Origin of the sequence: Leptothoe sp. LEGE 181152 (assembly GCF_032906605.1) — a bacterium.
GTDB classification, from domain to species: Bacteria; Cyanobacteriota; Cyanobacteriia; order Phormidesmidales; family Phormidesmidaceae; genus Leptothoe; species Leptothoe turfae.
The window spans coordinates 25,323-37,557 of the sequence record NZ_JASATU010000028.1; the positions used below are offsets into that span (position 1 = coordinate 25,323).

Here is a 12,235-nt window from a genome sequence, read left to right on the forward strand (position 1 = left end):
CTAATTTTTTCTTGACATGCAGTTGTTAAAGTTTAGACCTAAGTAGGTCAGCTCAGTTCCTTATACACTGCCAACCAGTTGTTTGATTTCTGCGAGTTTACCCCCAAACCCTAATTCTGAGGGCTTTGGGCTTGGTCTCCCCCAGAATTGGGAAAAGGGGGCTGTGATATCGGATAGCTAATGGTGACAACCTACTTATGTCTAAAATTATGTTTTTTGTAGGGTCAAACATATGTCAAACAATGACCTTACCCTTGGGCATAACTCCAGAAATTTGAAAATAATTCATAAGAACACGAATAGACTGGGACGATATAACGTGAAATGTATTAATAAACACTTTGCGCGACAAAGACGAGTTACCTTATGTCTGCTGACCTTGCTCAACAATGGGAGATTGCGCTAACTACCTGTGCTCAGGAACCTATTCATAGCCCAGGAGTAATTCAGTCTTTTGGCGCACTATTAGCCACTGACCGTGCATTAGAGTATATTACCCACGTTTCCGATAACCTGAGTAACCTCTTGGGACATGAGACTGACGGGATAAGTGCTGATGTTTTGGGACAGCCGCTAGATACGATTTTACCCGACACGCTCGTTCATGACCTTAATAATGCCTGCGGATTATCGACAATTACCACTCAACGCCATCGATTAGGAATTTATGAGATTCATGGATGCTGGCTTGATGTGAGTGTCCATTGTAGCTCCACCCACACCTTGATTGAGCTAGAGCCTGTTACTGAAAACCTGGATACCCATACTCCACTCCTGATGCGAGCTCAATTAATGCTCGAGAAAACGTCTAGCTCAGAGCAATTGCTGGCTCTCGCTGTAAAGGAGTTACGCAACACCACTGGGTTTGATCGGGTGATGGCCTATCGCTTTTTACCAGATGGGTCCGGAGAAGTTGTCGCAGAAGCCAGCAGTCCAGGTGCTCAGTCCTATTTAGGCTTACGCTATCCGGCGTCTGATATTCCAGATACCACCCGTCGTCTGTTTTGGAAAACAGGTGTTCGTGTTGTGGCAGATGTTCATGCCCCTATGGCTCCGATCCTGGCATTGGATAAAACAGAAGCTGACCTCGACTTGTCTCTGGCTTTAATTCGGGGTTCATCGTTGATCCATGGTGAATATTTAAAGAATATGGGGGTCACTGCCAGTATGGCCATTGCCATTACAGTGCAGGGGCAACTGTGGGGATTGTTTGCCCTACACCACCGACAATCCAAGGTAATCCCCCCCGATCTTCGCACTGTTGTTGAACTATTTAGGCAATTATTTTCCTTACAGTTCCAACAAATCTTGGCTGAAGAACGATTTCGCGATCGCAAACAAGCAGCATCCATCCTAGACAAGCTTTTCTCTATTCAAGCGGATCAAGCCACACCCAAAGACTGGATCAAGATCATCATTCAAGCTAGCCAACCCTTTTGTCAGCTGCTATCGGCCCATGGCGTAGCCTTTATCAGTGAGCAACAGGTATTAGCGAGCTACGGGAATAGTCCCTCAACTTCAACAGTTCTAGCCCTGGCAAACCACCATAATGACCATGGGCAGACCGATATCACGACTATTGAGTGTCTACAGGACCTTGATATGCCTGATGTGAAAACATGGGGCAGTAGTGCCGGGGGCCTATGCTTTACAATTCCTTCCGATGCCCCCCTGTATCTGATTTTCTTCAGAAATGAGATTCTTAGCGATATTCGCTGGGCAGGTAATCCAGAGAGTAAAGAGCTCGTAGAAGATAGCCCTAAACCTAAGTTACGCCCAAGACGCTCCTTTGAAGAGTACAAGCAAATTGTTAAGGACCATTGTGCCCCCTGGACACCTTCGGACCTGAATATTGCCCTAGAGATCCGAACTGAATTGATTCGTTTAGCCAGAATTAAAATCCAAGACTTTCAACAACGTCAACAAAATCTTTTAGTGGCAGAACTGAATCACCGGGTTAAAAACATTTTGGCGTTAATTCGCTCAATAGCTCGCCAAACTGAAATGTCTACAAATTCTCTAGAAGAGTATACAACAACCCTAAAAAGCCGCATCGCCGCGTTGTCCGCCGCCCATGATCTAGTCACAGGCTATGGGTTAGAATGGCCCAATTTACGCAATTTACTCGCCATTGAATTACGCCCCTACCTGAGCAATATAGCCCCTAGGGTAACCCTGACGGGCCCCGTGATTGGCCTCAAGGCCAATTTTGTCCCAACATTTGTTTTAGTGATCCATGAACTCACCTCCAATGCCGCTAAATATGGTGCTTTATCAGTTACATCAGGCAATGTGACTGTGCAGTGGTATGAACACTATGGTGGGATTAAGCTGATCTGGCAAGAATCGGGTGGCCCCACCGTGACTCCTCCCCAGCGACGGGGGTTCGGTCGTGATCTAATTGAACGAGCTATTCCCTATGAATTTGAGGGCGAGGCTACGATCCACTTTCTATCCTCTGGAATCAGGGCTGAATTTTGGTTGCCCAATAATCTTATTCGGTGGGGTCAAGCAGGAGGTACAAAGCCTAGTCCTTTGGCGAATGTACCAGAAACTGACCGACTCAAGCCCATGGAACAGATTCAAGTATTAGTGGTAGAGGATAGCTTGTTAGTTGCGATGGAGATGGAAAGTATTTTAAAAAAGATTGGATTAGAATCGATCACCTCAGCCCCCAGCGTCGCTCGCGCCTTTAAATATCTGCGGCAAGAAAGCTATCAGCTCTGTTTATTGGATATTGATCTGAAACAGGAAACAAGTTTCGAAATTGCTGACTTCCTGATGGAACAAGGTATACCGTTTGCCTTTACCACAGGTTATAACTCCAAGCACGCTCTTCCCAATTCCTTGGAGTCGGTGCCGCTCCTAAAAAAACCCATTGATGAATCAAAGTTAGAAAAACTCGTTAGTGACCTGCTTAGTTGATTATGGCTACCGTACTTATTTTTGAAGACAACATGGCCTTGGCCTTGCAATGGCGACAGTTACTAGAAACCTATAATCACTACGTCTGCTGTTGCACAACTATACGAAATGCATTAGCGATCGCAACAGCTATTCAGCCCGATATAGTGATTATGGACATGATGATTAAACAGAATGGCCGGTTTGTTCCAGCAGGGGGGCTGACACTTCTAGCCCGACTAAAAATGGAGTATGACGGCTCACCTTATATCATCGGGGTAAGTGGATACAAGCCCGGAGTTTATAGCAAATCTACGCCTCTAGAACTCGCCAAACGGACAGGTGTAAATATAACTCTCTACAAGCCAATTGCCCCCGATCGCTTAGTAGACATTATTAACCAGTGTTTAGCGAATCGACAGCCATCCTTAGAAAATCGCTAGATTCGACCCAAAGTTTCAGGCTCTTAGCCTTATATTTTCTTAATACCTATGTTAGGTCATAGCACTAGTGATGATCTATAGACCTATATTTAATTTTTCTCTGCCCTCACAAAATACTCATATTATTGCTCTACTATCCTATAGTATAGCGAGGCAATAAATATCTGTAGGCTTTTCATAGGTAGGTATGCAGTGATCTCTCAGGGGTTTCCTCCTCTTATTCAACAAATGCTATGGCCCAGTTTCTATCCTCACTGGACGCAAGATAAGATTGAACTGGTACAAACCCACACTGCCTATGTCCTATTGACAGGAAACTATGCCTATAAGGTCAAAAAGCCAGTGAACTATGGCTTTCTTAACTATACGACCCTGGCAGCTCGCAAACACTATGTGGAAGAAGAATTACGGTTAAATCAACGCACCGCTCAAGAAATTTATTTAGCCGCTATCCCCATTTATCAGCGGGGAGAACAGTTCAGTCTTTTAGAGCAGGGAGAACCGGTTGAATATGCGGTCAAAATGCATCAGTTCCCCTCGGGTTCTCTATTTTCTGATTTATTGGCTCAGGGTAAATTAACTCCAGCGTTGATCAAAAGACTTGCCCATCAAGTGGCGGTCTTCCATCAGCGCGCTATGGTTAGCGACTACATTCAGTCATTTGGCACTGTTGTCAAGATTCGCCAGGCATTTGATGAAAACTATGCCCAGAGCCTACCGTATATTGGTCGTGGTCAAACCCAACAGCAGCTACAAGACACTCAAAAGTATACGGATCGAATTTTTACTGAGCATCAAGAGCGCTTTCAAACGCGTATCCAACAACAAAAGATTCGTGAATGCCATGGCGATCTGCACCTGAAAAATATTTGCCTATGGCAAGACCGTATCTTTCTATTTGATTGTATTGAGTTCAACGAAGCATTTCGATACGTAGACACCATGTATGACGTGGCATTTACAGTGATGGATTGTGATGCCCATGGACGCTATGACCTGGGTAACCTCTTTCTTAATACCTATCTAGAGGAAACGGGTGATTGGGAAGGGTTAGAGGTTTTACCGCTATACCTTAGTCGCCAAGCCTATGTTCGAGCAAAAACCACTTCGTTTCTTTTGGACGATCCCACCATTGATGCTGAGAAGAAAGAGCAGATCCAAACCCAGTCCCAAGCCTACTACACCCTGGCTTGGCGTTATACCCAGCTACACCCAGGACAACTAGTCCTGATGTCAGGGCTTTCTGGGGTCGGTAAAAGCACCGTAGCCCAGGAGTTGGCCCTGCTCACCAATGCACTCCATATTCGTTCTGATGCCGTGCGTAAACACCTGGCAGGGATGTCACTCCAGCAGCGAGGAGATGCGAATCTATACACGTCAGAGATGACCCAAAGAACCTATGATCGCTTGGGTGATTTAGGTATCCGATTAGCAAAACTCGGGCATATTGTTATTCTCGATGCAAAATACGATCGCATCGCTACTCGGCAAGCTGTCCTGACTCAGGCCAAAGCGTCAAGGATTCCCGTCTCGATTCTTGTGTGCCAAGCGCCTTTCGGTGTTATTTGCCAGCGACTGCAACAGCGCAAAGATGACATTTCTGATGCGACCAGCGAGTTATTGACAAAGCAAAAAGTAACTGCAGAAGCATTAACTCACGAAGAAGAATCCCTAGCCACATATCTTGACACCAACATGAATTTAAGGGAAAGCATTCAAGCTCTAGCAGCCAAGATGGGCTCTGTGACAGCTTACACATCATCTACTGAGAGCCCTGAGTGTTAAGGCTGGACATCAACGTCAGCCAGGAAATCTCGGCTGGGTGGGGTATCAGGAGGCAGGAGGCAGAATATATGCCCATTGACTTTTGCTTCCGGTCTCCGTACTCCTATGTTTTGGCCCCATAAATTCCTCAATTTTGCGTCCTACCATAAAGTTAAGGGTTGGCCTGGAGGTTATGGAGTTATGACCAACCAGGGCTGACCATATAAAAAAATGTTTTTTAGAGGGTTTACTATGACACTCACGCACTGGCAACCATTCCGTCAAATCGAACATTGGGAACCTTTCAGCGAAATGGAAACACTGAGAAAAGAGCTGGATAAATTGTTTGCCCAATTTACCCCTGGTCCCTCTGACGCTCAAGCTAGTTTTAGCTTTATGCCATCAGCTGAGATGGACGAAACCGATACTGAAATCCATCTTAAGTTTGAAGTCCCTGGCATGACAGCGGATGATCTCAATATTGAGGTAACTGATACAGCGGTTACCGTTAAAGGCGAGCGCAAATCTGAGTCGAAGACAGAAGAAGATAACATTACTCGCTCTGAGTTTCACTATGGCAAATTTGAGCGTGTGATTCCCCTATCTAGCCATATTGTCAAAGATGCTGTTTCAGCTGAGTACAACAATGGCATCCTTCGCCTGGTGCTGCCCAAATCGGAAGTTGCAGCTTCTAAAACCGTAAAAATTAAAGCCACTTAAAAGGGTTAACAGTCTCCCATCTCCAGAGGCTTGGCGATGTGGTTTCCCTGACGTTGGCAAAGCCTGTCCAAAGTGCTGAGGGGGACCATTGGGGAGGGGTTATCGAGCTATAGCCCTGACGATCGATACCCCCTCTCAAGGCAGCTACGGTGTATACAGAAGTCGGAGAGCGGCTCCAAGTATCGAGCCCTCATCCCCCAACCCCTTACTCCCTGGGGGAGAAGGGGGGCCTGGACTCAAAGTCCTTCTCCCCCAGGGAGAAGGATTTAGGATGAGGGCTAATTCAAGGTCAGGTATACCTTTTGGGACATTATCTTCTAGATGTGTGTACACCGTAGCCTCTAAAGGCAGAGGGGGTAAGACCGTACGCCCCTACCAATAAATTATCAAGAGGATATTTCCATGCAACAGCGTCGTCTCAACGCCTATCTGAATCTTATTCAAGAACTATTAACCTGCCCCAAAGGTGAAGAATGGATTCGGCTTAAGCAGCATGAGCATTTAGTGGATTCTGAGCTGCTTCAAGTCATGGAACAAGTGGCCTCACAACTGTTGCGAGAGGGCAATCGCCAGGCTGCTATTTTTTTACACAATTGGGCGGCAAAACTTCACCATATTTTAGTTAAAGAAACGCCAATACCCAAACCGGACGATGATAAGTCCCAGGCATATTTAGCCCTGATACAGGATCTGTTAAGTTCTTCAGAAAACGATAAAGAACATCTGTTAGCCAAGCACCATGATTTAATTGGACCAGGGTTGGTCCATCAGATGCAACAGGTGGCTCAACAACTTAAACAACAAGGATCAGATGAGTCAGCCGACTATTTACAACATCTGGCAGATGAGCTCAACCAAGCATGGATTGCAGCTCAGGCCTTTCAGCCTGAGCTGCAAAAAGAGTCTTCCCATGTACCCTTGAAAACAGCTGATTCTGCAACAGAAAATACAGACCAGAGTTCTAAGGTGGCAAACGCTAAGGACGTTGCTAACGAGGATGAAGGCGGCAGCCCATCAAAGCCGATAGTGTCCACGCAGCCGCTGACCACGTCATTACAGCTCAAGGTGAATCAGCAACTGGCGGATGCAATTTCTGAAATATCACAGGCGCTACACCAACTCAATCAAACCATTATGGCTCAATCCCATACGACAAATCCACTGTGGTATATGGATGTGTTAGAGCGGGCGGCAACAGCACAGTGGTTGCTGACCACTGACGAGATTGAGCAACTGATGGGAGTTAAGCCTAAGTGCCATGGAAAAGACAAAATCTATCAGCGAGGTACATGGACGTTTGTAAAAGTTGGTAAACTTGGTGCTCAGACTGCCTGGAAAGTGACTAAAACTCGTCTAGATGCTGCGCCGCCATCTCCCATAATAAATAATCCAGATACTAGCCAGCAGCCTAGCTATCGTCAGACACATGAAATTAAACCCAGTCTATCCCTGGCGAAACATCCTCCACTTAAACAAACTGCCTTAAATAATGGTTCATCCGATAGTGACCAGACCGATTTATTGGAAATACCCGAAATGGACGATGTTTGGGCATAATGGATAGGTCGCTACTGGAGATGCCTAATGGCTGATTCGGACCATTTCAGGGGTTTATCAACAGCCATAGAAACAGATAGCAAAGCTGTTTTCGAAGTCGTAGAACAATCAATATTAGGTCTGTGGGAGGTGGTGAACAATTTAACAGCCCTACGTCCTCCTAAGCGAGCTCGCTATCGGGTCACAATTTTTGGATCGGCTCGTATGGCACCAGGGAGCGAACTCTATCAAGAGGTTAAGCAGTTAGCAAGTGAATTAACCCTACTGGGCTGTGACATTGTCACGGGGGGTGGCCCTGGTTTAATGCAGGCAGCGAATGAGGGCAGTGTCTTAGCCGACCCCAATGATCAGGTCAAATCCATTGGAATTCGAGTTGATTTAAAGCACGAGCAAGCCACTAACCCATTTGTGGAAGAGGCTTACTGTCATCGTACATTTTTCTCTCGACTACACCACTTTGTTCTAATGTCGGATGCTTTTGTCGTGATGCCAGGTGGTATTGGCACAACCTTAGAAGCGCTGATGATTTGGCAGCTACTGCAAGTGCGTAAACTCGATCAAACACCGTTTATTTTGGTTGGTTCCATGTGGAAAGGTCTATTGGACTGGACCCAGACCAGCATGCTTGATGAGCAAACGCCCATGATTGATCCAGCCGATATGGCTATCCCTCGCTGTGTGGAGCGGTATGAAGATGCGATCGCGATCCTCCGGGCCTCTCAGCAACGTTGGCAGCAGGCACACCCCGCCGCTTAGACCATTGGTGTAAGTTTAGCCCTCATCATAAAATCTCCTTGGATCGCATGAAACCCTCAAAAGCATGGTTGTTCTAAGGGTTTGTTATCACCTAAAAAGAAAACTCTTTAGCAAAAGACTGACGGGTGACAGGCTGTTCTAATACAAGACCTTCACCCCCCAGTGGATGGGCGTCATCAATTAGATGCCCTGCCACTGATAAATAGACTTTTGCATTGGGGTCCAGGCTTGTGGCGGTATAAATGACCTGGGCAACTCGATAGATCATTGAACTGGAGCCCCCACCATAGGTGAATTCCTGGGATAAATTCACATAGATACCCCTAGAATTGGTGGTCAAACTGAGTAACTGGGTGTTTTTAGGAATAGCGGTGAAGGCATCGTCGATCTTCACTGAGCCTGCCAGCAACATTTCCATGGCTTCAGTCAGCATCACTGCTGGAGATGCTTGCGCTTCTACTGATAGCGGTTGAGGTAAGAGCTGCTCTTGCTGATTGGAAATGCTCACCCAGTAGGTTTGGGGCTGCACGATGACTAAGGCAGCCAGCTCCGCTGGTAAGGACGAGTTGAGCCTTGCGATCGCATCCGACAAATCTAGACTCTCTACCCTCGTTATCCCCCCTGACACATAGTCAGTTTGTTGAGACGTCCACCAGTATCCCCAGCCTGCCAAACCACCCAAGATAATGGCCACTAGATACATTTCTAGTGTTTTCCAATTGAAGGGATGTAAGGTCTTTTGTGCGCTCATAGCTTGCTCCAGAAACAACTGTTCTGATATTCATCTACGACAGATATTTCTATGGCAGATATTGACTAAACCCAATCAGGATTGCCGTTGCTGATTTATTGCCGTTGCTGATTTAGAGAATGAATCGATCTGGCAAGATCGCCCTATATCAGGATTTTTAAGCTTAAATCTTCTTAAGAATCAGCAACACCCCAGAATTTATCAAGCGTGTTCATTGAGCTTAACCATTGTCTTCAAGCTAACTCAACAATTTGAGGATTTTATGTAGACAGTGATGCCTCTTAATTCAGACTTCTGAACGGTTGTTTCACCACATTTTCAGAATTACTTATTAGGCTAGGATTAAGCAAAGTTAAGGAATGTTCGCCTCCATCATGGCAATACGTCATCTCACTAAGGCTGAAGTCAATCAGTTACTACTCACACTGACCCTGGCCGGATACATCCCCGAACGGGACTTTAAAATTGATGAAAATGGTCAAATTTTGGCAAAACAAGAGATTATGCCAATAATACGCCGTATCCCGGCATGGTCTGAATCCGATAACAGATTGCTCAATGAGCCATCAACGCCTGCCGCGTCATCCCTGAGCCCCCAATGTTCTAACTAAAGTTTTTAACGTGATATATGGCCGGGAGCCCTATAAAATTAAGTTTTATTTAAAAAATAAACTTAATGGTTTTATCTATGATTGGTAGGGTCTACAGAGTTTTAGAAAACCCGTGCATAGAACGACTTCACTCCCTCAAACGCCCTCGCTTCTTGCTCACTCCTCTCCCATGAGTGTTGCAATTTACAAACACCTGTCTAAGTCATCTTGAACTCGCGTTAGCGTGGGCCAATAGACCCATGACCTAATAGTGGCCTGATAGCGCTAATTTTTGGTGTGGTAGTTGCAGTAGGGGAGTTAAGCGTGAAGATTCTCCTGGTTGAAGATGACACTATTTTAATAGAAGCATTAGTTAGGGCTTTGACAGCAGAGCACTATGCTGTCGACGTAGCGACTGATGGTCAAACAGGCTGGGAATTGGCCTCCGTTGACGTCTATGACTTAATTTTGCTAGATGTCATGTTGCCAAAACTGGATGGCATGAGCCTTTGCCGCAAATTGAGGGCCCAGGGCATTCAGACATCCATTTTATTGCTGACGGCCCAGGACAACAGCAGCAGCAAAGTACTGGGGCTGGATGCCGGGGCTGACGACTACGTGACCAAGCCCTTCAACCTGGCGGAGCTGCTGGCACGTATTCGAGCACTACAGCGACGGGAGTCGGGCACGCTGCTGCCGGTACTGACCTGGGAAGAATTATCCCTGGACCCTAGCCCCCGTGAAGTCACCCATCGGGGTAAGCCCATTTATCTAAGGCCACGGGAATACGATCTACTAGAACTTTTTTTGCGTAATCCCCAACGCGTGTTTAGTCGTGGGGCGATTCTCGATCACCTGTGGTCCTTTGAAGGATCCCCCGGTGAAGAAACGATCACCGCCCACATCAAGGGGCTACGGCAGCATTTAAAAGCGGCTGGTGTACCCCATGACCCCATCGAAACGGTGTACGGTATTGGCTATCGACTCCATGCAGAAACATCAGAACTATCGTCTGAAGTGGTAAGCCAGGCTAATGCGGCGACCATGGCAATTTGGGAACGAGCTAAACAACGCCTGAGCAAGCGCATTGCGGTCATTGAAAAAGCCACCTCTGCCGGTGTTAGCAATACCCTAGCTGAAGACCTGCGACAGCAAGCCGAGACAGAGGCCCACAAGCTAGCGGGGTCCTTAGGCATGTTCAATTTTGATCTGGGTTCAAAGCTAGCCCACAAGGCTGAACAGGCCTTCCAAAACTGGCCAACGCTCCCTGATCATGAGCGCACGCAACTGGCCGACTTAATTGGTCAACTACGGCATACGGTCCAACGTGCTGTACATAGTGACACCCCCACCCTGTTTTATCCCAAACCAGCACCGCCCCAAGGCGCTGCCTTGACCATCCATACGGCATCCTTGTTGATTGTTAGCCCGCATGAAGACTTCCAGGCCGAATGTGCAGCCGCATTAGCGAATGTGGCCACTGATTGGACACTACAGTTGCAAGCCGATCCCATTGAGGCCCTGACACTGCTGAATAGCCATCGCCCAGATGTGGTTATTTTAGATTTGTCAGCGACCGATGATCATCCAGAAACGGTATCCCTCAGCCCTGATATGGTGGCCTTCTTGGCTGAGCTACAGGCCTCAACTCCCCCTGTGCCAGTATTACTGCGCACCGAGCACGGTAGCCTGCTAGATCGGGTCAAGGCTTCCCAATTAGGGGGACGGGGATTTATTCCATCGACAACACCTGCATCAGCCGTTGTGGAGACCGTCATTGATCTCTGGATGCGCTCCCACGCCCACATAGCTAAGGTTTTGGTCGTCGATGATGACCCCCAGATTCTAGACGCCATGGGAGGTCTTTTAAAACCCTGGGGGTTAAAAGTCTTTACCTTGGTGGACCCACGGCTGTTTTGGGATGTCTTGAATGAAATCCAACCGGATGTGCTGGTGCTCGATGTTGAAATGCCCCATGTGGATGGTTTGGCCCTATGCCAGGTGGTCCGCAGCGACTTACGATGGTGCCATATTCCCATTCTGTTTCTCACCGCCCATGCCGATGTTGGCACCAAGCACCAGGTATTTGAGATGGGGGCTGACGATTATGTTTCCAAACCCATTGTTGGGCCAGAACTTGTCACCCGCATCCTGAATCGTTTAGAACGGGCAAGGATGACACAATCTCAGATAGAGATTGATACGTTAACGCGCCTGGCCAATCGTCATCAGGCGATTCAGACCGTGACCCAGGCCTTAGCGCAAGGCCAACAACACCATCAAAGGGTGTGCATTGCGATGCTATCCCTCGATCATCTAGATGCCATTAATCGCCATTATGGCTATGACTTAGGTGACAAAGTGCTCGTACATTTTGCCCATCTTCTCCACCAAACGTTTGTGGGTGATGATGTGGTAGGGCGCTGGGCAGGACGCTTATTTATCGTGGCCATGTATGGTCTCACCATTGAGGAGGCCATGCATCGGTTACGCACCGTGCGCAAACAGCTTCATCAGGTGCCACTGCCTCAACAGAGAAACAGCGAATTTTCTAGAGATCAGTCGACTGAAAAGCCTCAACCTTATCTATCACCCATCAGCTTTAGTGCTGGCTTAGCGATCTATCCGTCAGAGGACCAGGCATTATCAGATAATTGGCCCGTGGGTGATCATGTCAGTCTGGTGATTAAGGCGCTGAAACGTTTAGAGCGAGCCCAGCCTGGCCATAGTTTATCGGTTTAAAAGTCAGG

9 protein-coding genes are annotated in these 12,235 nt (G+C 47.1%); 8 read left to right on the forward strand and 1 reads right to left on the reverse strand.

Features of this window, described 5'->3' with window-relative positions; genetic code table 11:
* The first annotated feature begins 366 nt into the window (after positions 1-366).
* From QGP82_RS15935 to QGP82_RS15960, 6 genes are all read left to right on the forward strand, one after another.
* Positions 367-2,925: an HWE histidine kinase domain-containing protein gene (locus QGP82_RS15935; RefSeq protein WP_499060202.1), complete on the forward strand. Its 2,559-nt coding sequence runs from the start codon at positions 367-369 to the stop codon at positions 2,923-2,925.
* Positions 2,926-2,927: 2 nt separating this feature from the next.
* Positions 2,928-3,347, forward strand: coding sequence for a response regulator (locus tag QGP82_RS15940; protein ID WP_499060204.1), 420 nt, complete (start codon positions 2,928-2,930; stop codon positions 3,345-3,347).
* Positions 3,348-3,575: 228 nt separating this feature from the next.
* On the forward strand, positions 3,576-5,132 hold the full coding sequence (locus QGP82_RS15945; protein WP_499060206.1) for a bifunctional aminoglycoside phosphotransferase/ATP-binding protein: 1,557 nt from the start codon (positions 3,576-3,578) through the stop codon (positions 5,130-5,132).
* Between the two features lie 231 nt (positions 5,133-5,363).
* Positions 5,364-5,831, forward strand: a complete 468-nt coding sequence (locus QGP82_RS15950) for an Hsp20/alpha crystallin family protein (protein WP_499060208.1) — start codon at positions 5,364-5,366, stop codon at positions 5,829-5,831.
* A gap of 402 nt (positions 5,832-6,233) precedes the next feature.
* Positions 6,234-7,388 carry a hypothetical protein gene (locus QGP82_RS15955; RefSeq protein ID WP_499060209.1) on the forward strand — a complete coding sequence of 385 codons (1,155 nt, stop codon included), beginning with the start codon at positions 6,234-6,236 and terminating at the stop codon, positions 7,386-7,388.
* Positions 7,389-7,415: 27 nt separating this feature from the next.
* Positions 7,416-8,144 carry an LOG family protein gene (locus tag QGP82_RS15960; RefSeq protein ID WP_499060210.1) on the forward strand — a complete coding sequence of 243 codons (729 nt, stop codon included), beginning with the start codon at positions 7,416-7,418 and terminating at the stop codon, positions 8,142-8,144.
* Between the two features lie 91 nt (positions 8,145-8,235).
* On the opposite strand, the gene QGP82_RS15965 is transcribed toward QGP82_RS15960, so the two are convergent.
* Positions 8,236-8,895 (reverse strand): GerMN domain-containing protein, encoded by a 660-nt coding sequence (locus QGP82_RS15965; protein ID WP_163668637.1) that lies wholly within the window; start codon positions 8,893-8,895, stop codon positions 8,236-8,238.
* Positions 8,896-9,269: 374 nt separating this feature from the next.
* Here QGP82_RS15965 and QGP82_RS15970 point away from each other — a divergent pair, with 374 nt between their 5' ends.
* Both QGP82_RS15970 and QGP82_RS15975 read left to right on the forward strand, forming a co-directional pair.
* Positions 9,270-9,506 carry a hypothetical protein gene (locus QGP82_RS15970; protein WP_163668639.1) on the forward strand — a complete coding sequence of 79 codons (237 nt, stop codon included), beginning with the start codon at positions 9,270-9,272 and terminating at the stop codon, positions 9,504-9,506.
* 303 nt (positions 9,507-9,809) lie between these two features.
* Entirely contained in the window at positions 9,810-12,227 is a 2,418-nt protein-coding gene (locus QGP82_RS15975) for a response regulator (RefSeq protein ID WP_490794313.1), read from the forward strand.
* The last annotated feature ends 8 nt before the right edge of the window (positions 12,228-12,235 follow it).